This window comes from Streptomyces sp. NPDC030809, assembly GCF_055572195.1.
Genome location: NZ_JBVIDV010000010.1, coordinates 110,523 through 136,176, shown reverse-complemented (window position 1 = coordinate 136,176; position 25,654 = coordinate 110,523). Strand labels below are relative to the sequence as shown.

At 72.3% G+C, this 25,654-nt stretch carries 19 protein-coding genes; 10 read left to right on the top strand and 9 right to left on the bottom strand.

What is annotated here, in order from left to right; all coding sequences use genetic code 11:
• Positions 1-31 precede the first annotated feature (31 nt).
• The 3 genes from ACZ407_RS15775 (at position 32) to ACZ407_RS15765 (ending at position 2,802) form a co-directional block, all read left to right on the top strand.
• Positions 32-1,381 (top strand): FAD-dependent monooxygenase, encoded by a 1,350-nt coding sequence (locus ACZ407_RS15775; RefSeq protein ID WP_468128641.1) that lies wholly within the window; start codon positions 32-34, stop codon positions 1,379-1,381.
• Positions 1,382-1,489: 108 nt separating this feature from the next.
• Positions 1,490-2,341 carry an endonuclease/exonuclease/phosphatase family protein gene (locus ACZ407_RS15770; RefSeq protein WP_468128640.1) on the top strand — a complete coding sequence of 284 codons (852 nt, stop codon included), beginning with the start codon at positions 1,490-1,492 and terminating at the stop codon, positions 2,339-2,341.
• 92 nt (positions 2,342-2,433) lie between these two features.
• Entirely contained in the window at positions 2,434-2,802 is a 369-nt protein-coding gene (locus ACZ407_RS15765) for a PRC-barrel domain-containing protein (RefSeq protein WP_468128639.1), read from the top strand.
• An 84-nt stretch (positions 2,803-2,886) separates the two neighbouring features.
• Here ACZ407_RS15765 and ACZ407_RS15760 read toward each other — a convergent pair whose 3' ends face one another.
• Positions 2,887-3,201 (bottom strand): protealysin inhibitor emfourin, encoded by a 315-nt coding sequence (locus ACZ407_RS15760; RefSeq protein ID WP_468128638.1) that lies wholly within the window; start codon positions 3,199-3,201, stop codon positions 2,887-2,889.
• 124 nt (positions 3,202-3,325) lie between these two features.
• On the bottom strand, positions 3,326-4,000 hold the full coding sequence (locus ACZ407_RS15755; protein WP_468128637.1) for a TetR/AcrR family transcriptional regulator: 675 nt from the start codon (positions 3,998-4,000) through the stop codon (positions 3,326-3,328).
• 134 nt (positions 4,001-4,134) lie between these two features.
• Between ACZ407_RS15755 and ACZ407_RS15750 the strand changes: the two genes are divergently transcribed.
• The 3 genes from ACZ407_RS15750 to ACZ407_RS15740 all read left to right on the top strand — a co-directional run bounded on the left by ACZ407_RS15750 (position 4,135) and on the right by ACZ407_RS15740 (position 7,472).
• Positions 4,135-5,889: an ABC-F family ATP-binding cassette domain-containing protein gene (locus tag ACZ407_RS15750; RefSeq protein ID WP_468128636.1), complete on the top strand. Its 1,755-nt coding sequence runs from the start codon at positions 4,135-4,137 to the stop codon at positions 5,887-5,889.
• Positions 5,886-6,863: a Vgb family protein gene (locus ACZ407_RS15745; protein WP_468128635.1), complete on the top strand. Its 978-nt coding sequence runs from the start codon at positions 5,886-5,888 to the stop codon at positions 6,861-6,863. The genes ACZ407_RS15750 and ACZ407_RS15745 overlap by 4 nt, the downstream gene beginning before the upstream one ends.
• Before the next feature lie 111 nt (positions 6,864-6,974).
• Positions 6,975-7,472, top strand: coding sequence for a YbaK/EbsC family protein (locus tag ACZ407_RS15740; RefSeq protein ID WP_468128634.1), 498 nt, complete (start codon positions 6,975-6,977; stop codon positions 7,470-7,472).
• 36 nt (positions 7,473-7,508) lie between these two features.
• Here the strand turns inward: ACZ407_RS15740 and ACZ407_RS15735 are convergent, their stop codons facing one another.
• On the bottom strand, positions 7,509-10,328 hold the full coding sequence (locus tag ACZ407_RS15735) for an NPCBM/NEW2 domain-containing protein (RefSeq protein WP_468128633.1): 2,820 nt from the start codon (positions 10,326-10,328) through the stop codon (positions 7,509-7,511).
• 491 nt (positions 10,329-10,819) lie between these two features.
• Positions 10,820-11,839, bottom strand: a complete 1,020-nt coding sequence (locus ACZ407_RS15730; protein WP_468128632.1) for a BtrH N-terminal domain-containing protein — start codon at positions 11,837-11,839, stop codon at positions 10,820-10,822.
• Positions 11,840-12,812: 973 nt separating this feature from the next.
• On the opposite strand from ACZ407_RS15730, the gene ACZ407_RS15725 reads away from it, so the two are divergent.
• Complete coding sequence (locus ACZ407_RS15725) at positions 12,813-14,477, top strand: D-alanyl-D-alanine carboxypeptidase family protein (protein WP_468128631.1); 1,665 nt, start codon at positions 12,813-12,815, stop codon at positions 14,475-14,477.
• A gap of 27 nt (positions 14,478-14,504) precedes the next feature.
• Here the strand turns inward: ACZ407_RS15725 and ACZ407_RS15720 are convergent, their stop codons facing one another.
• A complete protein-coding gene (locus tag ACZ407_RS15720) occupies positions 14,505-14,723 on the bottom strand; it encodes a hypothetical protein (protein ID WP_468128630.1) in 219 nt (72 codons plus the stop codon).
• Positions 14,724-14,835: 112 nt separating this feature from the next.
• Between ACZ407_RS15720 and ACZ407_RS15715 the strand changes: the two genes are divergently transcribed.
• Positions 14,836-16,287 (top strand): Yip1 family protein, encoded by a 1,452-nt coding sequence (locus tag ACZ407_RS15715; RefSeq protein ID WP_468128629.1) that lies wholly within the window; start codon positions 14,836-14,838, stop codon positions 16,285-16,287.
• Positions 16,288-16,335: 48 nt separating this feature from the next.
• On the opposite strand, the gene ACZ407_RS15710 is transcribed toward ACZ407_RS15715, so the two are convergent.
• From ACZ407_RS15710 to ACZ407_RS15700, 3 genes are all read right to left on the bottom strand, one after another.
• Complete coding sequence (locus ACZ407_RS15710; RefSeq protein ID WP_468128628.1) at positions 16,336-19,185, bottom strand: collagenase; 2,850 nt, start codon at positions 19,183-19,185, stop codon at positions 16,336-16,338.
• A 474-nt stretch (positions 19,186-19,659) separates the two neighbouring features.
• Positions 19,660-21,513, bottom strand: a complete 1,854-nt coding sequence (locus ACZ407_RS15705) for a methyltransferase (RefSeq protein ID WP_468128627.1) — start codon at positions 21,511-21,513, stop codon at positions 19,660-19,662.
• 196 nt (positions 21,514-21,709) lie between these two features.
• Positions 21,710-22,927, bottom strand: coding sequence for a 4-hydroxybenzoate 3-monooxygenase (locus tag ACZ407_RS15700; protein WP_468128626.1), 1,218 nt, complete (start codon positions 22,925-22,927; stop codon positions 21,710-21,712).
• Positions 22,928-23,260: 333 nt separating this feature from the next.
• Here ACZ407_RS15700 and ACZ407_RS15695 point away from each other — a divergent pair, with 333 nt between their 5' ends.
• Positions 23,261-23,794, top strand: a complete 534-nt coding sequence (locus tag ACZ407_RS15695; protein ID WP_468128625.1) for an NUDIX hydrolase — start codon at positions 23,261-23,263, stop codon at positions 23,792-23,794.
• Here the strand turns inward: ACZ407_RS15695 and ACZ407_RS15690 are convergent.
• Positions 23,764-25,122, bottom strand: coding sequence for a hypothetical protein (locus tag ACZ407_RS15690; RefSeq protein ID WP_468128624.1), 1,359 nt, complete (start codon positions 25,120-25,122; stop codon positions 23,764-23,766). The two genes, ACZ407_RS15695 and ACZ407_RS15690, sit on opposite strands and share 31 nt — an antisense overlap.
• 396 nt (positions 25,123-25,518) lie before the next feature.
• On the opposite strand from ACZ407_RS15690, the gene ACZ407_RS15685 reads away from it, so the two are divergent.
• Positions 25,519-25,653: a hypothetical protein gene (locus ACZ407_RS15685; RefSeq protein WP_468128623.1), complete on the top strand. Its 135-nt coding sequence runs from the start codon at positions 25,519-25,521 to the stop codon at positions 25,651-25,653.
• Position 25,654 lies beyond the last annotated feature (1 nt).

Sequence of the window (25,654 nt, the reverse complement as noted above, 5' to 3'; positions counted from 1 at the left end):
TGGGTTCGGGTGGTCGGGGAGAGGGAGCGGGATGCGGAGCGGTGGGTCGGTCGCGGTGGTCGGCGGGAGCATTGCGGGGTGCGCGTTCGCCTCGGTGGCGGTGCGCGCGGGGGCGGACCGGGTCGAGGTGCTCGAACGTACCGGCGGGCGGCTCGCGGACCGGGGCTTCGGCCTGTGCATCCACAACGACCGGGCCGCCGAACTCGCGGCCGCCGGCACCCTGCCCGCGGGCATCGCCGCACACCGGCTGACCCGGCGCCGGTGGGTGGTGCGCGACGGCGGGGCCGCAGCCGGAAAGCTCTTCTGGGAGCAGCCCTTCCCCTTCCACTCGTACCACTGGGGCCTGCTCTGGCAGGGGCTGCGCGAGGCGACCCCCGACGCGGTGGTCTACCGGCAGGGTGCGGCCGTGACGGGCGTGACGGCGGCACCGACGTCCCCCGCTGCGAACGGCCCCTCCGCTGCCGACGGCGACAGGGACAGCGGCGGCGACAGCGCGAGCCGTCCCGAGGTCACCCTCGCCGACGGCACCGCCGAGCGCTACGACCTGGTCATCGGCGCCGACGGCTACCGTTCCGTGGTCCGCGAGGCGGTCACAGCCGGGTCCCGCCCGCACTACGCCGGCTACGTCTGCTGGCGCGGGCACTTCGACGTCCGTCTCGTGGACGGGCTCGGGGCGGACCTCTGGCCCGCCGACGCGGTCAGCACCGTCTGCTTCCCCGGCGGCAGTTGCGTCATCTACCGCATCCCGGGCCCGGAGGGCACCCGCGTGAACTGGGTCCTGTACGCCGTGCCCCCGCAGGACGGGACCCTGCGCCTCGACGACCCCACCAGCTTCCCGCCCGGCCGGCTCACCCCCGGCCTCGCCGCCGGTCTCGCGGAGCTGCTCGACCGCGAGTTCCCCCCGTACTGGGGAAGACTGCTCGCGCTCACCGCCCCCGAGGACACCTTCGTACAGCCCATCTACGACCTGGAGGCGCCGCTGACCGCCGCCGGGCGGGTGCTGCTCGCGGGGGACGCCGCCACCGTCGTACGCCCGCACAACACCAGCGGGGTGGCCAGGGCGCTCCAGGACGCCACCGCCTTCGGCGAGGCCTGGCGGGACGCCGCCTCCTGGGACCAGCTCGTGGACCGGTACCGGGCGGCCCGCACCCCGGCGGGCCGGGACCTGGTGGCCCTGGCCCGGCGCCTCGGCCGCGCCCAGGTGGAAGAGACCCCGGACTGGGCCGCGATGGACCCGGGACGGGCGGCCGTCTGGTGGCGGGAGGTCCTGGACGGGGCGGCCGACATCGGCGGCCAGTCCATGGTGGCGGGGGGCGGCCGCCGCGGGGACGACGGTGGGCGCGGGGACGAGGGTGGGCGCCGAGCCGGTGGTGGCCGCTGAGGCGCAGGCCGGGACCGGGCGGCGGGCCCGGGGCTACGATCGCTCCCCCGGCCCCCGGCTCTTCCGGAGCCGCGGGCGATACGCAGGAGACACGTGGGGGAGGCGAGGGTGCTCGGTAGGGGTGCGCGGGTGTTCGCGGGCGTGGTGGTCGTGGCCTGTGCGGTGTTCCTCGGGTCCAGTTCGCCGAGCGGGGTCCGGTCCGGCAGGCCGCTCCCGGCCGGTGCGCCCCGGGAGGTCGTGCCGAACCGGGTCATGACCTGGAACATCTGCAACCCGTGCGGGAAGAGCAACGAGGACCGGGCCGCGGAGATCGCCACGTACGCGCCGCAGGTGGTGGCCCTGCAGGAGGCGTGCGTGCGGGACGTGGAACGGATCCGGCACTACCTGAGGACCTTCTACGGGCTCTCCTACCACGTCGAGTACGGGTCGGTCCTGCGGAACTGGGGCCGCTGCGGGGGAGTGCCGTGGCACCCCGGCGCCTTCGGGCAGGCGCTGCTCTCGGCGGCGCCCATGTCCGGCCTGGTGACGGAGGAGTACCCGGACGGCGGTTCGGAGGACCGCGGGTACATGGCCGTCACCACGGAGGTGGGCGGCCGTTCCGTCCGGGTCTTCAACACCCACCTCGCCCAGCGGCGGCAGGAGCGGATCCGGGCCGCGCAGGTCCCCGTACTGGCCGCGGCCGTCGCCCGGTACGACCGCGCGATCGTCCTCGGCGACTTCAACGCGGTGCCGGACGCCCCCGAACTCAAGCGGATGCAGGCGCGGGCCACGGAGGCGGACCCCGGCTGCCGCCCCGGCGGCACCGGCTCCTGCGAGCCGACCACCGACTGGCAGAGCAAGTTCGACTACGTCTTCCTGCGCGGCCTGCGCCCGCTCGCCCAGCACGTCCGCCCGAGCCCGTACTCGGACCACCACCTGGTGTACGCCGACGTGGCAACGGCCCGAGCGGCGGCGCTCTGAGCGGCAGGGGTGCGGGCGGTGCGTGGGATCCCGGTTTCGGGGCAGGGGCGGGTGGTACGGCAGAGCGGTCATCCGCAAAGGAGTTGAGACACATGACCGACGACATGTGGGCCTTCCGTTCCGGCATCGTCCACCCGACGGGCGAGGACCTGACGGGTTACCGGGTGGAAGCGGTCGACGGCCACATCGGGAAGGTGGACAAGCACTCCGGGGAGGTCTCCGACGCCTACCTGGTGGTGGACACCGGGGTCTGGATCTTCGGCAAGGAGGTGCTGCTGCCCGCCGGTACGGTCGTCCGCGTGGACCGGGAGAACGAGACGGTCCACGTCGACCGGACGAAGGAGCAGATCAAGGCGGCTCCGGAGTTCCACCGCGAGAAGCACCTGCGCGATGCGGACTACCACCAGGACATCGGGCGGTACTACGCCGAGATGGGGCCGTTCGGGGGCCACATCATCTGATGGGCAAGTGATGCGCGCGGACGGCCGGCCCGGCGGGAATCCCCGCCGGGCCGGCCGTGGTGCGCTGGTGTGCTTCCGCTCAGGTCAGGCGCCTTCGCCGAGGACGGCGTGGATCAGGCGGCGCTGGTTCTCGCTGAGGTACGGGTCGTGCAGTTCGATGGTCTTCCCGTCGACCTGCACGACGTAGCGGAACCCGTCGGGAACCGGAGACGGAGTCGGCGCCGGTGTGGGGGCCGGTATCGGTGCCGGGTCCGGCTGCTGGGTGGTCGGGGTTTCGTCGGCGAGCGCCCGCTCGGCGAGGAACTCCAACTCGGCGCGGTCCGGCCGGCATTCGGTGTTGAGGGCGGCCTGGCGCTCGCGGCCCGCGAAGCCTCCGGTGCGCGTCACGGTGATCAGCATGCTGCAACCTCCTTGCAGTCGTGCGTGACAGTCGGGTGTGACACCGCTCGTCTGCCCAGCCGCTCGGCTCGTGGACGGGATCGCGCTCCGCTTTTCCCACAAAGGCCGGAATCCGCCCCCGTGGTCACGGCGCGGCGGGTCCGGTGGCCGACGGGTCGGCGAAGGCGCCGGCCCGGGCCGCGGCCGCGGCGGCCGTTGCGGCCCGGCGGGGGAGGGACGGGTCCGGGGCGGCCCGCAGGAGCAGGAGCTCGTGGTAGAGCGGGGCGGTCGCGGCGACCAGGAGCGCGCGGGAGTCGGCCGGGGCGGGGAGTTCGCCGCGTGCGCCGGCGCGGGTGACGACCGCCGCGCAGCGGGCGTAGCGGTCCTCCCAGAAGCGGGACAGGGCCCCGGCCGCCTCGGCCGAACGGAAGCCGGCGGCGATGAGCGCCGTGGTCAGGCCGGGTCCGCCGCCGGCCAGGGCCTCGTACACCTCCTGGTTGAGTGCCGTGAGGTCCCCGACCAGTGAACCGGTGTCGGGCGGGGTCCAGGTGTCGTCCGAGGCGGCGTCGAGTACGTCCGCCAGCAGGCCGCCGACATCGCGCCAGCGCCGGTAGACCGTGGTGCGGTGCACGCCCGCGCGCGCGGCGACCGCATCGACGGTCAGCCCGTCGTACCCGCCCGACACCAGGAGTTCGCCCACGGCCGTCAGGACCTGGGTGCGGACGCGGGCGCTGCGGCCGCCCGTACGGCGTCTCGGAGCGGCCGGATCCGGGTCGTCTCCGTGGCCGGATTCATCGGTTGCGTGCGCTGCGGCATCCATGGAACGATCTTAACGCACTTAACGCAACATCCGTCGCCATAAGGAGCCTCCGATGGTCCACCTGCTTCCTGCCGCACCCCTCTCCACCGCCGCCCCCGTCCCCGTCCTCGCCCCCGGACCCCTGGAGCCGCTCCATGACCGCACAGCTCACCGCCACTGACCTCTGCAAGTCCTACGACGGCCGCCCCGTCCTCGACTCCGTCCACTGCTCCGTCACCGACGGGACCCGCCTCGGCATCGTCGGCGAGAACGGATCCGGCAAGTCCACGCTCCTCCGCCTCCTCGCCGGGACCGAACGCCCCGACCGCGGCACCGTGACCGTCCGCGCCGACGGCGGCGTCGGCCACCTCGCCCAGGAGGAGACCCTCCCCGCCGGCCTCACCGTCCAGCAGGTCATCGACCGTTCCCTCGCCGGACTCCGCGCCATGGAGGACCGGATGCGCCGGCTCGAAGCCCGCATGGCGGACGGGGACACCACGGCCGAGGTGCTCACCTCGTACGCCGACCTGCTCACCGCCTTCGAACTGCGCGGTGGCTACGACGCCGACGCCCGGACCGAGCGCGCCCTGCACGGCCTCGGACTGCTCGCCCTGCCCCGCGACCGCACCGCCGGCGAGCTCTCCGGCGGCGAACGGGTCCGGCTCCGGCTCGCCGCACTCCTGGCCTCCGACCCCGAGGTGCTGCTCCTCGACGAGCCCACCAACCACCTCGACCACTCCGCCCTCACCTGGCTGGAGGAGCACCTCCGCGCCCGCCGCGGCATCACCGTCGCCGTCTCGCACGACCGCCGGTTCCTCGAACGCGTCGCCACCTCGCTCCTGGAAGTGGACGGCGACCTGCACCGGACCGTCCGCTACGGCAACGGCTACGCCGGCTACCTCGCCGGACACGCCGCCGAACGGCAGCGCCGCGCCCAGGCCCACGCCGCGTGGTGCGCCGAGGCGGACCGGCTGCGGGAGTCCGCCGCCGTCACCGCCCGCCGGGTGGCCCCCGGCCGGGCCATGAAGGACGGCAACAAGATGGCGTACGACCGGGCGGCCGGCCGGGTGCAGCAGTCCCTGGCGAGCCGGGTCCGCAATGCGGAGGAGCGGCTGGGCAGGCTGCTGGCCCACCCGGTGCCGGCGCCGGCCGAGCCGCTGCGGTTCACGGCCGTACCGCGTACGACTGACGGAGCCGGTACGCCTGACGGAGCCGATACGACGCCCGGACCCCGTACGACTGCCGCATCCCGTGCGCCCGCCCTGCCCGGTGCGCCTGCCGCATCCCGTGCGACAGGGCTCCATGAGCGCCCGGTCCTCGCGGCGCACGGCGTGTCCGTGGCGGGTCGGCTGGCGGCCGTGGACCTGAGCCTGTCGGCCACCGGACGACTGCTGGTCACCGGGCCGAACGGGGCCGGCAAGAGCACCCTGCTCGGGGTGCTCGCGGGGACCGTCGCCCCCGACCGCGGACACGTCGTACGGCAGGTCCGGACCGGGCTGCTGGCGCAGCAGGCCGATGCGGGGCCGGCCGCCCGCACCCTCCTCGAAGCCTTCGCCGAGGGCCGCCCCGGCACTCCCGAGGAGCACACCGAACAGCTGCTGTCCCTGGGCCTGTTCGCCCGGGAACGGCTCGGCGCCGCAGTCGGCACCCTCTCCGCCGGCCAGCGGCAGCGGCTGGCACTGGCCCGCCTGGTCACCGAACCGGCCGACGTGCTCCTGCTCGACGAGCCGACCAACCATCTGTCCCCCGTCCTCGCCGAGGAACTGGAGGCGGCGCTCGCCGCCTTCCCGGGCGCGGTGGTCGTGGTCAGCCACGACCGCCGGCTGTGCACCCGCTGGCAGGGCGACCGGCTCGTCCTGCAGGCCACCCGAACCGGCCGCGAACCGGCCCTGGAAAGGACTTCGGCTTGACCGCGCGCAAAGCCGCCCGCCTGATCCGTACCTTCACCGTCCCCACCCCGGGGGCGGGCCCGTACGGACTGGCCGCCGGTCCCGACGGGAACGTCTGGTGCACCCTGGTCCACGCCGGGCGCATCGCCCGCCTCGCTCCCGGCGGGCGGATCGACGAGTTCCCGCTCGACTCGCCCGACTGCGGGCCGAGCCTGATCACCGCCGGACCCGACGGCGCGCTGTGGTTCACCCGGAACCGGGACCACCGCATCGGCCGCATCACCACCGACGGCCGGTCCGAGTCCTACGCCCTGCAGGGCCGCGGCAGCGGGACGGGCCCGGGCCCGGGCCCGTACGGGATCGCCGCCGGCCCGGACCGTCCGGACGGTGTGCACGGTGCGGGCGGTGTGCACGGTGCGCTCTGGTACACCGCCATGAACTCCGCGACGGTCGGCCGCATCACCCCGGACGGGGAGATCACCGAACACCCCCTGCCCGGCGGCGCCGGATCCTTCCCGGCCTTCCTGACCGCCGCCGCCGACGGCGCCCTGTGGTGCACCCTCAACCAGGCCGGTGCCCTGGCGCGCATCTCCGTGACGGGGGAGGTGCGGCTGTACCCGCTGCCCACGGCCGGGGCCGCCCCGGTCGGGCTGACGGCGGCACCCGACGGCACACTGTGGTTCGCGGACATCGGCACCGGTCGCATCGGCCGCCTGGACCCGTCCGGCAGCGAGGGCACCGTCACCGCATACGCGCTGCCGGACCCCGAGTGCCGACCGCACGCGGTGGCCGTGGCGCCGGACGGCTCCTGCTGGTTCACGGAGTGGGCCACCGGCCGGATCGGCCGGGTCACACCCGGCGGCCGGATCACCGAGCTCCCGCTGCCGGACCCCGCCTGCGAACCGCACGGCCTCGTCTTCGGCCCCGACGGCACCCTGTACGTCGCCCAGGAGAGCGGCGACGTCACCTGCTGGGACGTGGGCGCGACCGGCTGACCGCGACCCCTATCGTTCGTTCCGTACACCTCTGCATCAACCGCCGACTGCCGACTGCCGACTGCCCACCGCCGACTGCCCACCGCCGAGTGCCAACCGCCAAGGAGTCCCGTGGAGTCCGAACAGAACATCTCCTCCTCCCTGCCCGCCCGCAGCGCGGTGGTGGCCCGGGCGCTCGCGGCCGCAGGGGTCCCCGGGCGGGTGCGCGAGCTCGACCAGTCCGCACGTACCGCCGCGGCCGCGGCCGCCGCACTGGAGTGCGAGGTCGGAGCCATCGCCAACAGCCTGGTGTTCCTTTCCGGGGAGGAACCCGTGCTCGTGCTGACCAGCGGGCGGCACCGGGTGGACACCGCCGCCCTGGCCGCCCGCTGGGGGCGCCCCGAACTCCGCCGAGCCACGCCCGAACAGGTCCGCGAGGCCACCGGGCAGGCGATCGGCGGGGTCGCGCCCGTCGGGCACCCGCGAGCGCTGCCCACCGTCGTGGACGAGGCGCTCACGGACTACGCGTGCGTGTGGGCGGCCGCCGGGACACCGCACACGGTGTTCCCGACGACCGCCGAAGAGCTGCTGCGCCTCACGGGCGGGCGCATGCTGCCCGTGGGCCCGTAGCCCGTAGGCCGGTGAGCCCGATCGCGCGTTGCGCGGTCACCGCACCAGCCTGGCCTCCGCCCAGTCGGCGTGGTCGCTGTTGATGCCGTCGCCGGCGTCCGTCACCTTGAGCACCAGGGTGTCCACGCCGGTGACGTCCACGTCGACGGGCTGGGCGGGGGTGGCCGGGGTGAGGGCCGACGGACTGGAGTAGAGCTTGACCCCGTCGCCCCACACCTCGAACTTCACGGTCGCGTTGGCGGTGACCTCGTCGTCCACGCCCGTGTCCGACTGGAAGCGGGTGTAGGCGCCGTTCAGGGCGTAGGTGAGGGTGCTGTTGGCGTGCGTGCCGATGCCGTGCGCGTACGTGGTGCCGCCGAGCCGGATCGGGTTGCCGTCCACACTCCTGTCCTTCTGCACGCTGCCGTAGCCGATCGTGGGCGTGCCCGTCCAGGCCAGGGCGCTGAGGGCCGTGGGCGTCCGGGGCTTCGCGAGGAGCTTGGCCCCGGCCCAGTCGGCGTGGTCGCTGTTGATCCCGTCGCCCGCGTCCGTGACCTTGAGGGTCAAAGTGTTCACGCCGGTGACGTCCACATCGACGGGCTGGGCGGGGGTGGCCGGGGTCATGGGGGAGGGGCTGGAGTAGAGCTTGACCCCGTCGCCCCACACCTCGAACGTGATCGTCGCGTTGGCGGTGACCTCGTCGTCCACGCCCGTGTCGGACTGGAAGCGGGTGTAGGCGCCGTTCAGGGCGTAGGTGAGGGTGCTGTTGGCGTGCGTGCCGATGCCGTGCGCGTACGTGGTGCCGCCGAGCCGGATCGGATTGCCGTCCACGCTCTTGTCCTTGCGCACCGTGCCGAAGTCGGTGCGGGCGCTGCTCCAGGAGAGGTCGCTGAGCTCGACCGCCGGGCCGTCGCCGTCGCCGTCCCCGCCGCCGGTGGTGGTCGCGGCCGCGGTGGCGCCGGCGGCCACCGGTACGGTCACGTACGAGACCGTCTTGCCGTACAGGGACTTGGTCTGCGGGGTGTACGCCGTGCCGTTCACGGTGATCGTGGCCGGGGTGCCGTAGAACTGGGCCTCCCACTGCACCGTGCCGCCGGAGTTGTTCGTCAGCGTGGAGCCCGTCGTACCGGTGTGCTTCAGCTTCAGGTCGTTGCCGCCGACCTTGAGGTGGTCGAGCTCCACCCACGGGGTCTCGGACGTCAGCCGCGAGACGGTCGCCACCTTGTCGTGCGGGGCGTCCGGCTGCACCCCCATCATGCCGTCGACCACGCTGCTCACGGCCAGGAACGAGACCTCCGGATAGCCGTTCCGGCCGGTCATGAGCTTCTTGAGCCAGGCCCAGCCCTCCGCGGACCGGTTGTACTGGTAGTACATCTCCGGGAGGTAGGAGGTCGCCTCGACGTTCAGGTCGTCGTCGTTGGCCGCGATGAAGTCGAGGTAGCCGCCGGTCCGGACCCCGTGGTCGCCCAGCCCGGTCAGCATCATCAGGAAGCTGGCCTCGTGGCCCCAGCTGCTGTAGCCGGTGCCGGCGGCGTCCTTGCCGCGGACGTACCTGCCGGCCGACGCGTCCCACCAGTTCCGCTCGAAGTGCTCGCGCACCCGCTTCGCGCGGTCGGTCCACTTCGCGCTGCCGGCCTGGTCGCCCCTGGCCTTCAGGATCGCGGCGTACGCGGTCATCGACTGGTACTGGTAGCCGAGCGAATCGGCGGCGGAGACGAGGTTCTCGTTCGGGAACTCGAAGAAGGTCGCCGTGTACTCCCCGGGCTGCTTCCGCGAGACCGGCTGCTCGGCGGACGGGTCCGCGTCGTTCCACTTCACCTCGTGGCCGGCCAGGAACGGCCCCATCGTGGAGTCGTAGAACGCGGACAGGTCAGGGTCGTTGATCCACTTGGCGTCGCCGGTCCACTGGTACTGCTTGTACGCCTTCGCCATCAGGTTGAAGGGGGAGGGCAGCTCGCGGAAACCCGTCCCGTCGATGTAGTACATCGCGCCGTGGGAGCTGTGCGCCCACAGCGGCCAGCCGTTCTGGCCCGGATCGTCGGCGTCCGCGGCGAACGTCTTCATCATGTGAAACGTTTCCGCATCCAGCCCGAGCGCGTGCGCGCCGTCCGACTGGTGGGAGATGTCCCGGTTGTAGTAGGACTCCCGGTTGGTGTACGCGCCCCAGTAGCCGGGCTCGACGGCCGGGTGCGCGGCGTTCTTGAGGCGCCACCACTCCGGCTCGTGGCCCATCATCGGGTTCCCCGGGTGGAAGGTCATGCCCAGGGCCCGGTTCTTGCCCCAGGCGAAGCCGTCGTTCAGGGTCGCATTCGGGGAGGTCAGGGTCAGCGGGCTGGTCGGCGGCCCCACGTGCGCCTGAACCGTGATCCGGTCCACGCGCGGCACCTCCCCGGCGGACGTGGCCTTGAGCTCGATGAGGTCGCCGGGTTTGAGCGCCACCTTGACGGAGGTGCGGGTGTCGATGCTCATCGGGTCGGTGTGGTCGCGGCCGTAGCGCTGGGCGCCGGCCCACGTGTCCACGGAGGTGGAGTTCACGGACAGCTCGTACGCGACACCGTTGGCCGTCTTGCCGTTGTAGCGCGTGATCAGGTCGTACGTGCCGGCCGAGCCGTTGAAGGTCGTGCGGGCGGTGCTCGTCTGGCCGGCGGTGCCGCGGACGTAGGTGACGTTGTCGACCGTCGTGCCGTTCCAGGTGTGGTTGACCGTCTCCGTCGAGAAGTTGGTCAGAGCCATGTTCTCGGCTTCGAGCACGTAGGGGCCGGCGTTGAGCTGGGGTGCTGCGGCTGCGGCTGCGGCTGCGGGTGTGTCGGGGAGGGCGACCGCCGCACTGCCTGCGAGGAGCAGGGCGGCGGTCAGTACACAGGCATGACGTTGCATGTGCAGGGGTCCTTTCGGGTGGGGGGCTCCTCGCGACGCGTGAGGAGGGCCTGCCTTGCCCCCGTCAAAGCAGAGACCGGGAGCAGGGGACGGCAGGCGAGCGCCGCGGGAGGCACGACGGCAGGCACGAACGGGCCTGTCACTGCACGCCGTGTTGGAAGTTGTTGGACTGTGTTGCCTATTGATGCTTTGGTGGCAGGCGCTGTCAATAGCCGTGCGCGGTGAGGGCGCGCCGGTGGAACCCGGGTGCGGGCCCGGTTCGCGGCCCGATGGCGCATTGCGCCGCAGGTAGGACCAACTGGCAGCTTGCAGGAGAAGCTTGATGGAGCTTCAGAAAATTTTCATGCTGCTTGCGGGTGGGGGTGGGGGTGGGTACTGTCCCAGGGCGGTGAGGACGGCGAGCGCTTCGAGGGTGGCAGCACGAAGCCCCGAGCGCGGTGTCGCGGCTCGGGGCGGGGGGGTGCCGGGCCAGGGGTGGACCGGGGTGCGGCCTACTTGGCCAGGAGGACCGCGGCCCGGCGTTCCAGGGTGAGGGAGTGGTCCACGTGGTCGGCGCAGGCGTCGAAGAGGGTGCGGCGTTCGATGGCGTCGGCGGACGCGGACGCGGACATGGACGCGTCGCGGGCGAGCGTGGCCAGGGCGGACCAGTGGGCGGCCGACTCGCGGAAGAGGTCGGCGGCCTCGCCGTGCCCCACGAGGTCGAGGAAGTCCGCGTAGAGGGGGCGGGTGGCGCCGGGCGCCGTCCACTCCTCCTCCAGGCAGGCGTACAGGCGGCCGGTGCCGGTCCGGAAGGCCTCCGGTGAGCTGCCGAAGCGGCGCTCCCAGCCGGTCTTGGTGGTGGCGTCGCGCAGTTGCGCGGCGAGCTTCTCCATCCCGCTGAAGCCGAAGTTCACGTCGAACTTGTTGCCCAGCACGGGCCCGGTGAGGTGCCTGACGGTCGAGGCGACGGCTCCGGCCACGTCCGGCTCCTCCTCGGACGGCCCGGTGGGCACGATCAGCTGGTGGCGCCCCTTGCGGTGCGCGGTCCAGGCGGCGCCGAACTCCTCGCGGTCGATCCGGTACGGGGTCTCGGCCCCGTCCTCGATCAGCAGCTCGTCCCCGTCGTAACCGGCGATGACCACGGTGTACGCGTCGGCGCCGGTCATCTCGGCGTCTGTGTCGGCCGCGTGCCAGGGCAAGGAGGAACGGTCCACCACGCAGAAGGCGGGCTGTCCGGAGTCGAGCGCGGCACGGACCCGGCCCCAGCGCGGGTTCATGGCGCGGGTGGCCTCGTACGGGACGCCCAGGCGGCCGAGGGCGACCTGCACCCAGGGCTCGGGGTGGGACTGGGCCACGATCGTGGGGAGGGGGAGCCGGCCGGCGTACTCGAAGACGAAGTACATGAAACCGATGCCCCCGGCCATGCCGGCGACGAAGGCCTCGTCGTGGACGCTGCCCAGGGCGTGGCGGATCAGGGAGGCCTCGCGGTGGCGTCCGGTTCCGAAGTCTTCGTACTCGAGCACGGCGGTCATGGGGTCAGCCTAACCGGGTGGGGATGGGTGGGGCGGGGTGGGGATGGGCGGGGTGGGGGCTTGGCTGGGTTGCGTGAGGTGGCGCGGGGTGGGGGTGCCAGGGGCGGAATATGACCGGATGGTCACAAGATCTGGTTGGCGGAACAGATTTCGGGTCGGGGACATCTTGGAGGGCGGCGGGGCGTTGTGGGCCCCGGAACGGATCTGAGAGCAAGGCTGGGCTGGGATGACGACGGTGGCGGTGGCGGGCGGTTCCCCCGAGGTTCCGGAGGCGGAGAAGCCGGAGGGGGCGGAGGGGGCCGCGTCGGGTTGCGCTGCTGCCGCGCCGGTACGAGGTGGGGCGGGCTCGGGTTCGGCGGATGACGCGGCGCCGGAGCACGGCGCCGCGCCGGAGCAGGGCGCGGCGCCGGTGGGTGGCGCGGCTCAAGAGGCGGGCTCGGAGACCGAGGCTGACCCCCAGCCCGAGCCCGAGCCCGAGCCCGAGCCCCAGCCCGAGCCGGGCTCGGGTCGGGACGGGGACGGAGCCGCGGCGGGTGGGGCTGACGGGTCCCGGGGCGCCGGGGACGGTGGAGAAGACACTACCGATCGGCGGGACGCCGAGTCGGGTGAAAAGAGCGCCCCCGCGAGCTCCGGCGTCGAGTCGGCTGCGGCCGAAGAGCCTGTCGTCGCCGAGTCGGCCGGGGAGGGCGCGTCCGTAGACCCTGACGGTGACTCCGGCGAGGACTCCGGCTCCGCTGAATCCGTCGAGTGCGGCGAGTCCGCCGAGTCCGCCGAGTCCGGCGAGTCCGCTGAATCCGGCGAGTCCGGCGAGTCCGCCGAGTCCGGCGAGTCCGCCGAGTCCGCTGAATCCGTCGAGTCCGTCGAGTCGGCGGATGAAGGCGGTGTCTCCGGCGAGGGGGGCGGGTCTGCTGATTTCGCCGCAAGTGCCGGTGCGGGCTCCGGTTCCGGATCCGGTTCCGGATCCGTTGAGGACGTGAAGGGCGAGGAGGGTGGCGCGTCTTCCGGGGCCGGCGGGAAGGCGGCCGCGGCCGCCGCCGGAGCGACCCTCGATCTCGGCACGGTCGTGCGTGACGGGAGCGGGAAGGGGACGCGGACCACGGGGTCGGCGGTGGTGGACGAGGGCACCGCGGCCGGTCCCGGTGCGCACGGGCAGCAGCCCGCACCCTCCTGGGCTCACCGCGACAGCGATGCCGAGCGGACCAGTACGCTCATTCCGCTGAAGGAGCTCGACCCGCCCACGGCGAAGTTCGCCGCGCCCGTGGCCCCACCTGCACCGGCCCCCGCAGCCGCCGCCGAACCCGCCGACCCCGACGCCGCGCCCCTCGACCTGCTCGCGCAGCTGACCAACACCCCGCCCCCGGCCGAGACCCTCCGCCGGACCGCGGTGCGCCGGGTGAAGGTGTGGACGCCGGTCCTGCTGCTCCTCGCCGGGGCGTTCGCCGGGGCGCAGATGCTGCGTCCGCTGCCCGACGCCCGGCTCGTAGCCGCCGAGCAGGTGCACACCGTGCCGGGGCAGTTCCAGATCCCGTGGCCCGCCAAGGGGCAGGGGGCGGTGCGCATTCCGGGTTCCGGGACCATCGGGACGTTCGGGCCGCAGAAGCCCGTGCCGACGGCCAGCGTGGCGAAGGTGATGACGGCCTACGTGGTGCTCAAGGACCACCCGCTGCGCAAGGGGCAGGACGGCCCCTCCATCGAGATCGACGCGAAGACCGTCGCGCAGGGCAACTCCGACGACGAGTCGCGCATCGAGGGCCTCGCCGAGGGCAGTGCGTACAGCCAGCTGGACCTGCTGAAGATGCTGATGATCCCGTCGGGGAACAACATCGCCCGGCTCCTCGCGCGCTGGGACACCGGCAGCGACTCGGAGGCGGTGTTCGTGCAGCGGATGAACGCGGCCGCGCGGGAACTCGGCATGAAGGACACCAAGTACACCGACCCCAGCGGGCTGGACGCGGGCACCGTCAGCACGGCCGTGGACCAGCTCAAGCTGGCCGAGGCGGTGATGCAGAACGAGGTGTTCCGCTCCGTGGTCGCGCTGCCGGACGCCGAGATCGAGAACCTCTCCAAGCGGCTGATCAACAACAACACCCTGCTCAGCGCGCCCGAGTTGAGCATCCGCGGCATCAAGACGGGGTCGAGCACCCCGGCCGGCGGCGCCCTCGTGTGGGCCGGGTACAAGTCGGTCGGCGACCAGACCCCCATGATCCTGGGCGCGCTCATGGACCAGCGCGCGGAGGGGGCGGACCCGAACGCGACGCGCAGTCTGGCCCTGGTACTGGCCAACAGCAAGAAGGTCGTCGAGGCGGTGCGCGGTGCGCTCGCCGCCACGCCGGTGGTCCGCAAGGGGCAGACCGTCGGGTACGTGGACGACGGCCTCGGCGGGCGCACCCCGCTGGTGGCGACGAAGGACCTGAACGTCGTCGGCACGCCCGGGCAGCGGCTGCGCATCGCGCTCGACAGTGCGGGGAAGGACGGGAAGGCAGCCGAGGGCGGCTCCGTACCGCACACGGCCGCGGCGGGCACCGAGGTCGGCGTGCTCACGGTCGGCGAGGGTGCCGGTGCGCGGAGCGTCCCGGTGGCGGTCGGCGCGGACCTGGCCGAGCCCTCCTTCGCGACTCGCCTGACCCGCCTCGGCTGACCTGGGCCGAGGCCGGTCGGACCGCTGCTACTCGATCGGCAGCTTGTTGTACTCGCCGCCGAAGCAGGTCCACTGGCCCTTGTCCGAGTCGTATTCGACGGTGCCGCCGCCGGTGACGCACTTCTGCGCGTCGGTCACGGTCGGGCTCGGCGAGGGTGCGGCCTGTGCCGCCTGTGCGGCGGGGGCGGAGAGGGCCAGGACGGCCGTGAGGAGGGCGGCGGCCGGGCGGGGAAGACGGGTGCGCATGCGGACTCCCGGAAAGTCGGTCCGGTGGATGTTCCCCTTCCGATTACCGCGCGGCCGCTGCGGTTCCGCCACTCCGGGGGCGGATCGCGGCGGCCCGCAGCACACTGGAGGCATGGAGAACAACCCCGCGGTCGCCGTGGGGGCGCCGGATGGTCTCGGCATGCGAAAGGTCTCCGCCGGGGGAAAGACACTGGGCAGGGTGCGGTCCGCCGCCGAGCTGCACAGGCTGCTGCGGCACCACGGGCTGGCCTTCGAGTCCGATGTGCAGTGGTGCGGCGGAGACAGCACGGTCTGGCCGGACCGGCCGTGGCCCCGGCGCATCACCGGTGCCTTCATGGCAGCCGGCCTCCTCGCGACCGCCGTCCTGCTCATCAGATTCGGCACGGCGGACGCCGCCGGAGCCCTCAGCTACGCCGGACGCCTCGCCGGGGCGACCTTCATCGCGGCCGGCATCGTGGAGTTCCTCGGCATCCTGGCCGCAGCGGACTACTGGACGAAGCGGCAGTCGCGGTTCTCGGGCGGCGTCCTCCTGCTCACGGCCTCGATCTCGCTCGTCGTCAACGTGGCCCTGCTGTACGTGCAGATCGCCGGCCGCACCTACACCCCGTACCTGTGGGTGTGGCTCGCGCTCATCGCCTGGTCGGTGTGGGCGCTCTACGTGCTCGTCCGCGCCCAGGCCTGGAGGGGGCTGCGCAATCCGAAGCGCATTGCCATGGGAGCCGTGCTCTCCGGGCTCCTCGCGGGCACGAACCTGCTGTACACGCAGGTGTACGTGCCGCACGTGGCCGCTCCCCTGGTGGAGAGCCCCGCCGCGTTCGAGGCGACCAGCCTCAGCAAGGACGGGAAGGAGCTGTACGTACCGGTCCACCTCACCGTGCGGAACGAGGGCGACGTCCCCGTCTACGTGCTGGGCACCATCTACTGGATCAAGGCCACGCCGAAGTCCGCCGAGAAGGGCGATCCGGCGTACATGAAGAAGTGCCTCCCGTTCGTCAAGGACAAGAAGAGCGTCCCGGACACCGTGCTGCTGGAGGCCGGCGAGTTCATCGCGCCGCCGGGGCGCGCCCTCAACCCCGGGGAGGAGTTCTCCGGGGACGCGGTCAAGAACATCGGCAGCGAGAAGTGGTCCTGCTACGAGACCGTGCGTGCCCACACCGAGGTGTACATGGTCCGGCAGGACCGGCTGAAGATCGATCCCAGTTACGAGTTGTCCATGAGGTACCGCAACGGCCTCACCCAGGAGGAACTGGCACGCGAGCCCGACGGGCCGCCGGGGGAGTACTTCCGCTACGAGGGCACCGTGTCCAACAGCAACGAGATCCTCAACGCCACCCGCGGACGGCACCGGGTGACCGTGTGGTGGATGTACAAGAGCGCGAACCCGTACGTGTACGTGTACGTGGGGCCGCTCGGGAAGAAGACGAAGGCCTTCGACCCCGACCACCCGAACGCCAACAGGGGGCACAACGAGCGCTACGGGCTCGCACAGGTCCGCGGCTCCGTGGCCGAGAAGCCGTTCGCCGAGCTCCTCAACAGCGCGGACGCCGAGACCCGGAAGCAGTGACCGGCCCGCCCCTCGGCGAGGAGGGGCGGGCCGGCGTTCATCGCGGGATCAGAACTCGGTCGTCACCTTGACCTTGCCGAAGCCCTTCTTCGCGTACAGGCTCAGGTACACGTACCCGGCCTTCGGGTTCTTGATGGTGAGGGTCTCGGAGTTGCCGGCCTTCACCGAGCGCTTGGTGTACGCGGTCTTGCTCGCCCACGTGGTGGGGTTGTAGTAGAGGTCCGCGTTGCCGGTGCCGCCCGAGACGGTGATCTTGAGGGCGGCGGTGCCGGCGGGGACGTTCACGTAGAAGTAGCGGTGGTCGCCGGTCGGGGCCTTGATGCCCGAGCGGTAGCAGTTCGGGCCCATGACCTGGACGTTCGGGTCCGCGCACTTGGTGAGGAGGACGCCGAACTTGGTGGTGACCTTGACCCCGGCGAAGCCCTCCACGGCGTGCAGGCTGATGAAGACGCGGCCCGAGGGGTTCTTGACGGTGAGGGACTCGGAGTTGCCGGCCTTCACCGAGCGCTGGGTGTACGCGCTCGTGCTCGCCCAGGTGGTGGGGTTGTAGTAGAGGTCCGCGTTGCCGGTGCCGCCCGAGACGGTGATCTTGAGGGCGGGGGTGCCGGCCGGGACGTCGAGGTAGAAGTAGCCGTAGTTCCCGGTGGTGGCGGAGACGTTGGAGCGGTAGCAGTTGTCACCGAGGACGCGGGCGTCCGGGTGGGTGCACTCGGCCGGCTTGGTCGGGGCGGCCACGGTGACCGGCTTGCTGGTGGTGGCGGTGGCGCCCTTGTCGTCGGTGACCGTGAGGCGGACGGTGTACGTGCCGGCGGCCGCGTAGGTCTTCGACGGGTTGGCGGCGGTCGAGGTGGTGCCGTCGCCGAAGTCCCAGGCGCGGGAGGCGATGGTGCCGTCCGGGTCGGTGGAGGTGTCGGTGAGCCTGACGGTCAGGCCGCTCGCGGTGGAGGTGAAGGCCGCCACCGGGGGCTTGTTGCCCGGGGTGCTGTCGCCGCCGCAGTCGCCGGCGGCGCACTTGGCGAGCCAGGCCGCGAAGTCGGCGTCGTAGCGGGTGCCGATGGTGGAGGTGAGCAGGGTGCGGGCGGCCGCCCAGTTCCCCGTGCGGTAGTGGCCGAGCAGGGTGGCGACGTCCTGCGGGTGCGACTGGATCAGGTAGCGCACGGCCAGGTAGCCCCAGCGGTAGACCCGGGTCGAGTCGGAGTTGTCGTAGGTGGTGTCGAACAGCGTGCTGAGCTTGTACGTGTTCTTGGCCGCCTCGGCGATGGCGCGGTCGTTGACGACGTTCAGGTAGTGGTACGAGACGTACTCGGCGGCGCCCTCGACCCACATCACGGTCGGGGTCTTCATGCCCTCGTTGAAGTCGCCCGCCATGTTGAAGCGGCCGTCGAGGTAGTGCGTGTACTCGTGGTTCAGGTTCCAGATCTGGAACGTGGGCCGCACCCACTCGGCCTCGTACGCGATGAACCGCGGCTGGTTCCCGGCGGCGGCCGGGTTGCCCTCCAGGTACATGCCGCCGTTGTCGGTGCTCATGTCGAAGATGATGCCGGCGTACGTCTTGTAGTCGGCGCTGGAGTCGAACACGACCATTTCGAGGGTCGTGTTGTTGTCGTTGGCGACCGGGCCGCTGTCCTTCATCAGGTTGTGGAAGTAGGCGTCCTGGTTGGCCACGCTGGTGCAGGTGGCGGCCAGCTCGGCGGCGGCCATCTGCTGGGCCACGATCCGCAGGGACGGGCTGCAGGTGTGCTTGGTGGTCAGCACCGCGTCCTTGACCCGCTGGGGCAGGTTGCAGGTGCTGTAGTAGGCGCAGTTGTCCGCGTCGTACTCGGTGGTCATCTCGGCCAGCGGCACCCACAGGGCCCCGCTCGGGCCGGTGATCGAACCGCCGTCGAGCAGCTGCTTCACCAGCGGGCGGACGGTCGGCTTGAGCGCGGAGTGCTGGAGGAAGCGGCCCAGCTCACGGCCCGCGTTGGCCGTCAGGTAGGACTTCGAGGTGCCGAGCAGGTCCTTGTGGGCGACGGCGAAGTCGCGCAGCACGGTCAGGACGGACGGGTCGGCCTGCACGGCCGGGAGGAACTCCGGGGTCTGGTGGCCGCGGAACAGGACGGTGTAGCTGTTGTTGACCGCCGCCACCATCGACCACGAGGCGTCGTAGGAGGCGTTGTAGCCGGTCAGCATGCGCTTGACGACGTCCAGGTAGCGCGCGTTCTCCTGCGCGCTGTCGATCAGCGTGACCGCCTCGGCCAGGGTCGCACCATTGGCCTCGGTGACGTCGCGCGAGCGGGGAGCGGCGTAGAAGGCGTCCAGGGCGCCGCGGATCGAGCTCGTCAGCGCCGGGCCGTAGTCGCCGACGGCGGGCTTGTTGTACCACTGCACGTAGTAGCCGGCCCGCAGGAACAGGACGAGCTGTCCGGTGGACGTGCTGTTGTCGCCGGGGTAGGTGGCGGAGTTGGCGCGCAGTGCGTCGGCGACCGACACCATCTGCGCCTCGCGGAAGGCGGCCTTGGCGTCCGCGCCCTTGAGCAGGAACAGCGAGTTCACGCAGCCCAGCTCGGAGGACTTGATCTGCTGGACCAGCGCGCTGCCGGTCTTCGAGGTGAAGTCCGCGACGTTGCAGGCGGCGGCGTCGAAGGCGCCCGCGCCGGCCTGCGGCGTGCGGCCGTCCTTGCGCCATTCGGTGAGCGCCAGGTCCTTGGCGGCGGACCGGAGCGGGGCGCGCTGCGCCAGGTCCGCGTCCGGCCGGCCGTGCTCGGCACGGAGGGCGTCGGCGGCGGCCGCCTCCGCCGAGGGCTGGGGCGCGAGGCCGTCCTTGCGGAAGGCGGCCGGGGCGGAGGTGGTGGTGGCGGGCGCGGCGGCGGTGGCCGGGGTGTCGCTCGCGAGCGCCTGCCCGGCCGGAGCGAGCATTCCTACGCCGAGACAACACGCCAGGGCGGCTATGAGGGGCCGGACACGGCCCTTGGTGGGGGTACTGCGCATGGGGATGTGGCCTCCGAGCGGCCTGCGGGCCGTGCGGCGAGCACGGCGGGTGTGGGGTATTGGTCGCAACGCCGGAATGTGACGCAAACCGGCGCTGTCGTGAGCACGGCAAAACAGTGTGCGCTGTAACATTGCACACATCACATGGTGCTGAAAAGGGGTGCGGGTGGCTCTTTTCGCTCCCTCCGTGCCGCCGCCCGGCGCGGTCCCGTTCACACAGCTGCCATGACCCGTTCACGGAAGGCGGCCTTCCGCCCGCCGTGACCTGCACGGTCCCGCGAGCGGTACGCGGTCCCGAACGGCCAGAGCACGCCCCGCGGTTGCGGGGCGTGCTCGGGGACGTACTCGAACTCGTTGTGATCGTGATCGTGCGCGTGCTCGTGCGCGTCCAGGACGGGTCGGTCAGCCCTGACGCGAAGGGGACGGCAGCCGCGTCCCGCCGCCGGCCGCCGTCGCCTTGCGCGCGTGCAGGACGCTCGCGCCCAGCGGCAGCGGGGAGTGGCCGGCCAGCCGCAGGCCCGCGCGGCCGAGCAGGTCGGCGTAGTGCCCGGCCCGGCGCTCCCGGCCGCCGACGTTGCACATCATGTGCAGGTCCCACGCCGTCGCCAGCGAGGGTGAGCCGTCCGAAGGCAGCAGCCGCTCCACGATCAGCAGGTCGGCGTGGGACGGCATGGCCCGGGCGCAGTGGCGCAGGATCTCCACGCAGCGGGCGTCGTCCCAGTCGTGCAGCACCCGGGACAGGACGTACACGTCCCCGCCGGGCGGTACCTCCGCGAAGTCCCCGACCCGGTAGGTGCAACGGGCGCCGACCCCGGCCGCGTCGAGGTGCCGGCGGGCGGCCTGCACCACGTGCGGGCGTTCGAGCAGGACCCCGTGCAGGGCCGGGCGCGCGGCCAGGATGCGGCCCAGCAGCTCCCCCGTACCGCCCGCCACGTCGACGACGGTACGGCGGCCGGGCGCGGCCCCGGCGGCGGCGATGACCGGGTGGGCGGGCAGCGGATCGAACATGCGCGAACTCGCGGCCATCGACTGGTCGAAGCGCTCGGCCAGTTCGGAATTGCGTGCGAAGTAGTCGAAGTGGTTCTCCCCGAAGAGCTGCTCGAACCCGGTCTGCCCGGTCCGCACGGCATGGGCCAGCAGGGCGAAGGACTGGTAGAACGCACCCCCGTACATCAGCGCCAGCGGCCGCATGGACCCGGGGGAGTCCGCCCGCAGCAGCGCGCCGAGCCCGGTCAGGCGGAAGCCGTCCGGCTCCGCGGTGACCACGCCCAGCATGGCGAGGTAGCGCAGCAGGGTGGCCAGGTTCTGCGGATCGGCCCCGATGGCCTGCGCCAGCGCGTCCACGCCGACGGCGGGGCGGGGGGCGTCCGTCCCGTGGGGGTCGTCCCGGGGGGCGCCTTCCTCGCCCTCGTCGGCGGCGAGGGCGTCGTACATCGCCTCGGGCAGCCGCAGTTGCGCGCACGCGGCCAGCGCCTGCGTGGTCCAGGCGCCCGTCAGCAGGCGCAGGAGCGTTTCCGCCGGCTGCCGGGCCTGGCAGGCGTCGAGATGCGCGGCCAGCGCGCTGCGGTGGTCGCCACTCGCGTACAGCTCCACCCGCCGGTAGCCGGCCTTCGAGTCGGCGGGCGCGGTGAAGTAGAACACCGTGCCGTCCTCGTGCGGGTTGTAGCCGCCGCCGTCGGCGACCGCGCCGTGCCGGGCAAACGTTTCACACAGGCCGCGCAGCACGAGCGGATCCGGCCGATCCACCTCGAAGGCCAGGTGCGCCTCGTGCTCCCGCCCCCGCTCGTGTGCGGCGACCTCCGCCAGGTCCGAGCCGGTCGGCACGGCCAGGGCGAACACCTCCACCACCCGGCGCTCCCCGTCGGCGCCGTGCACCTCGGGCCGGAGAATCCTTACGTCAAGTGCCGCCGCATCGCGGCGATGGCGTAAGGCGAGCCGCTCGCGCACGACCACGCTCGGCTGCACCACCGCCTCGGGGTCGAGCCCGCACGCGGTGAGCTGCCCGCGCAGGGCCGGCCCGTCGGGCGGGAACACGAGCAGCGCGGCATGCGCGAACCGGCAGCGCTCGGCCAGCGCCCGCAGCTCCAGGGCGTCCAGGCCGGGCAGGAGGAGGCGGAGCAGGGTGGCGGTGTCCTGACCGCGGACGAACTCGGCGGCGGCGGCCAGCCGGGAGGTGTCGTCGAGGGGAGGGGTTCCGGCGGCTCCTGCGGGGGGTGAGGAGGGCGGGACTGCTGGTCGTGCCGTCGGTGTGGTCATGGCGGAGGCATCCTCGTTTCCGGTCCGTTTCGGTGCGCGGGAGACGGGGCGGCGTGGCCCCGGGAGTGGGGATTCGGCAGGGCGGCAGGGGCGGGGACGGCCGCAGGGGCAGGGGCAGGGGCAGGGACGGGGCTTCGGCGCCCGGTTGCTGTCGCCCGGTTGCTGTCGCCCGGGTCCGGTCGGCCGGCCGTCCGGCCTAGAGCCCGACGTAGTTCTCGGCGAACCAGTCCTGCTGGGTGCGCGAGGTGCGCAGGGACTCCATCCGGGACCGGCGCAGCCGCTCCTGGAACGGCGAGCCACTGCCCGGCTCGGCGTGCAGGAGCCGGATCATCCACTGCGAGAACTCCTGCGCCCGCCAGATGTACGCCAGGCACTCCGCCGAGTAGCGGTCGAGTGCGGCGGGGTCGCGGTGGCGCAGGGCGGCGGTGAGCGCGCGGGCGAGGATCTCCGCCTCCAGCACCGCGAGGTTCGCGCCCTTGGCGGCGGAGGGACTGATCAGGCCGGCCGCGTCGCCCACGAGGAACAGCGCCCCGTGCCGCAGCGGCTCCAGTACGTCGGACTCCAGGTCCACGACGGTGCGCTGGGCGATCCGGCCGCGCCGCAGGGGGCCGTGGTCCGCGGCCCGCAGGCGCAGGGCCAGTTCCTCCCAGATCCGGTCCTCGGACCAGTCGCCGGGCGCGGAGCCGCGGGGGACCTGGAGGTAGTAGCGGGTGACCTCGGCGGAGCGGGCCATGTGCCCGGCGAACCCGCGCGGGTGGACCGCGTATCCCACGGCGTCGAGGCTGGGGGGCGCCTCGGCCAGCAGGCCGAGCCAGGTGACGCCGTGGTCGCGGTGGTGGCGGCGGACCGCGCCCGGGGGCAGCGAGCGCCGGGCGGCGCCGTGCCGGCCGTCGCATCCGGCGAGGTAGCGGGCCCTCCAGGTGCCGGGGCGGCCGTCGGCCCCGCGCACCTCGACCGCGGGCTCCGGCCCGTCGGCGTCCCGTACGGCCAGCGCCTCGGTCTCGAAGAGGATCCGGCCGCCGGCTCCCTCGTACTGCGCCAGCAGGTCGGTGACCAGCTCGTGCTGCGGGTGGACGGTGTGCCGCTCGCCCTTGCCGAGGAGCCCGTAGTCGAGCCGGAAGCGCCCGTCCTCGGTGCGGAACTCGCAGACGCCGTGCTGCTGTCCGCGCCGGTGCACGCCCTCGGCGAGACCGTGCCGGTCCAGGATCCGCACGGTGTGCTCGGCGAGGTACCCGGCCCGCGCCCGGCTCTGCACGTGCGCGCGCGAGGCCCGTTCCAGGACCACGCAGTCGATGCCGGCGCTGTGTAAGAGATTCCCGAGAACCAGCCCCGCGGGCCCGGCCCCGAGGACGACCACCTCGGCCGAGTCCGGGTCCGGCCCGTGAGCGGTTCGGGCTTGCTGACTTCCTGTCATGAAGCGGGATCATAAGCACTCAAAACTTGCGGGATTAACGAAAATCACCCGAATGCCACAGGGGTGGATGGGGTTCCTGAGGTTTGAGAGACATCTGTGACGTCTGGGATCGTTCTCTGGCGCGCACTCAGGACTTGCTCCGGGCGTGCCCACCGGATCAGCGCGCAAGCAGGGCAGCGACTCCTTGAACGCTCGCCCGAGAGCCGCCGTACGGGTATGCCGTCTGCGAGAGCCGACAGCCGTATTCGTCACTGTGACGTGAATTGGTGTGAACCTTGCTGTGGTTCAGCCCGGCTCTGCGATGCTGGAGGCCGATCGAGAGGGGTTGCAGCGATGCAGTGGAAGATCCATGGGGAACGTCCGATCTACGAGAACAAGTGGGTGGACCTGTGGCTCACCGACGTGGAGACCCCGGACGGGAACCGCTGGGAACACCACGTGGTCAAGCTGCGGCACCTGGCCGTTGCCGCCGTGATCAACGACAGGCAAGAGGTCCTGATGATGTGGCGCCACCGCTTCATCACCGACGCGTGGGCTTGGGAACTGCCGATGGGCCTGGTCGAGGCGGACGAGACCCCGGGTGAAGCTGCTGCCCGTGAGGTCCTTGAAGAGACGGGCTGGCGTCCGGGGCCGATGAAGCCGCTCGTCTACGCCGAACCGGCCAACGGCATCACGGACTCCCAGCACCACCTGTTCCGCGCCGACGGCGCCACGTACGACGGGCCGCCGACCGAGAAGAACGAGTCGGACCGGATCGAGTGGATCCCCCTGGCGAACATTCGGGGCATGATCGACCGCCGCGAGATCGTCAGCAGCGGCTCCCTCGTCGGGCTGCTCTACGTCCTGATGGACGAAGGCGTTCGCTGAGCTGGAGCGGGAAGCACCGCCCGCAGGCGTGCCTCGAAGGCAACCGCGGCCGGCACCTCGCGGTACGGCGCAAGCTGCTCGTAGAACTCGCGAAGGTGCCCGGCCACCCGCTCGGACGACACCGCCGCGGCAGGCACCAACGCCTCAATGGCGGTGTTGCACGCCTCGTCGAGCTTTCCGCGCTGGAGCTGGGTACGAGCCAGCCAGAAGGCATGGAATGCCCGGCCTCGCTGGTTAGTGGGGTCCTCCCGCTCCAGAGCGTCCGCGATCAACGGTTCGGCGATCGCGGCTTCGCCGAGACGGCCGTGTGCGATGCCGGTGTCCACGATGAGCTTCGGCTCATCGAAGTAGGTCACCCATGCCGGGTCCGGGTCGTCCGCCTTGATCCGACCGAACTGGCTGTGGGCCTCGGAGATCGCGGTATGGGTCGCCGTCCGGTCGCCCAGGGTCGCATGGGCGAACGCCTCGCGCATGGCCAACATCGCCCGGACTCTCGGCGTCGTCCCGACGGCCGCTCGGGCCTGGTCCTGGGCTGCGGACACCAGTGCCAGCGCGTCCGCCGGCTTGTCCTGGTAGGTGGCTTGCAGGCTCATGCAGGCCAGCACGTTGGCCATGAAGGGGTGGTCGCCGATCTCCCTGGCCAGGTGCAGGGCTTCCGAGAAGTAGGTGCGGGCCTGGTGGTACTGCCGGGCGTCGAAGTACGTCCACCCGGTCAGGCGCGCCAGCTCCGCCGCGACGCCGTACAGGCCGTTCTGTATCGGCGTCGGCCGCTGGTCCTTCAGCAGTCCCTGGACGTATCGCAGCTGGCCGACGACGGCCGGTCTCAGGGTCTCGCCCCCGTGCTCGTCGTCCCGGCGCCAGTAGTCCTCGATCGAAGAGCGTAGGGCGTGGAGCGTGGACGGGCTCGGATTCGTCCCGGCGGCCAGGGCGAGGATGCTGTCCACTTGCACGCCCGGCAGCGCGCTGAGCGGCTTCTGCCCTGCGGTGTCGCTGACGGCCTCGGGCGGTTCCCGCTGGGCCACGATCAAGGCGGGTGGCGTCTCCCACCCGCGTCGTGCAAGCCCGAGCATGTGGCCGGGGATGCGCAGGCCATCGGCGATCCGCTCGATGACGTCCATGTGGAGTAACTGCCGTCGGCCCGCGATGACTTCGCCCACGCGGCTCGGCGTCAGATCGCACTGCCGGGCGATCATCGACGGATAGATGCCCGCCCGCGATTTGACCAGCCGGAACACCCGCGTGAAGTCGCGGTCCCGGCAGGCATCGATCATCTGAGGATCGGTCAGCAGGCCGGGCGGGAGTTCCTTGGTGCGCCGTGGCTCGGGCATGGGTCACGCTCCGGAGGAGGACTACGGATCGCGGCAGGGTCTCAACCGAACGTGATGTTACCCAAGTTGGGTAATCCGCTGGACCTTTCCGGCCGCTGCCCCGTCTGGCGAAGCTTCTGCACATGGCGAAGCGACAGAGGACGACCGCCCTGGAGACAGACGGTGGCGCTCCTGACTCACGGCGAACGGCCCTCGGGAGGCGAGTGCCCGCGCTGCGGTGGCCACCCGACCCCGGCCCGTGCGCTTCGTCCGGTGGTCGCCAAGCCGGGGGCCGCGTACTCGGCGGCCTACCGGGGACACGGATGACCAGGCGCGCCCCCCGGGGCGGATGCACCACCCGCAAGATCTCCCGCCGGAGCCCCGGCGGGAGCCATCAAGGTCAGGAAGGAGTACGGGATGAACGAGAACGCTCCCACCGATCAGCAGAACAGCGGTCTGCTGATCGGTGTCCGCCGCATCGCCGCGGCCCGCTCGCGTGCCGAGGAAGCCTCGGACAACACGGGCGGCAAGTCGGACATGAACGACACCTGAT

Coding starts and splice junctions, on each gene's coding strand:
- ACZ407_RS15775 (WP_468128641.1), top strand. CDS start 32: ATGCGGAGCGGTGGGTCGGTCGCGGTGGTCGGCGGGAGCATTGCGGGG.
- ACZ407_RS15765 (WP_468128639.1), top strand. CDS start 2,434: ATGACCGACGACATGTGGGCCTTCCGTTCCGGCATCGTCCACCCGACG.
- ACZ407_RS15760 (WP_468128638.1), bottom strand. CDS start 3,201: ATGCTGATCACCGTGACGCGCACCGGAGGCTTCGCGGGCCGCGAGCGC.
- ACZ407_RS15755 (WP_468128637.1), bottom strand. CDS start 4,000: ATGGATGCCGCAGCGCACGCAACCGATGAATCCGGCCACGGAGACGAC.
- ACZ407_RS15750 (WP_468128636.1), top strand. CDS start 4,135: ATGACCGCACAGCTCACCGCCACTGACCTCTGCAAGTCCTACGACGGC.
- ACZ407_RS15735 (WP_468128633.1), bottom strand. CDS start 10,328: ATGCAACGTCATGCCTGTGTACTGACCGCCGCCCTGCTCCTCGCAGGC.
- ACZ407_RS15730 (WP_468128632.1), bottom strand. CDS start 11,839: ATGACCGCCGTGCTCGAGTACGAAGACTTCGGAACCGGACGCCACCGC.
- ACZ407_RS15720 (WP_468128630.1), bottom strand. CDS start 14,723: ATGCGCACCCGTCTTCCCCGCCCGGCCGCCGCCCTCCTCACGGCCGTC.
- ACZ407_RS15715 (WP_468128629.1), top strand. CDS start 14,836: ATGGAGAACAACCCCGCGGTCGCCGTGGGGGCGCCGGATGGTCTCGGC.
- ACZ407_RS15710 (WP_468128628.1), bottom strand. CDS start 19,185: ATGCTCGCTCCGGCCGGGCAGGCGCTCGCGAGCGACACCCCGGCCACC.
- ACZ407_RS15705 (WP_468128627.1), bottom strand. CDS start 21,513: ATGACCACACCGACGGCACGACCAGCAGTCCCGCCCTCCTCACCCCCC.
- ACZ407_RS15700 (WP_468128626.1), bottom strand. CDS start 22,927: ATGACAGGAAGTCAGCAAGCCCGAACCGCTCACGGGCCGGACCCGGAC.
- ACZ407_RS15695 (WP_468128625.1), top strand. CDS start 23,261: ATGCAGTGGAAGATCCATGGGGAACGTCCGATCTACGAGAACAAGTGG.
- ACZ407_RS15690 (WP_468128624.1), bottom strand. CDS start 25,122: ATGCCCGAGCCACGGCGCACCAAGGAACTCCCGCCCGGCCTGCTGACC.
- ACZ407_RS15685 (WP_468128623.1), top strand. CDS start 25,519: ATGAACGAGAACGCTCCCACCGATCAGCAGAACAGCGGTCTGCTGATC.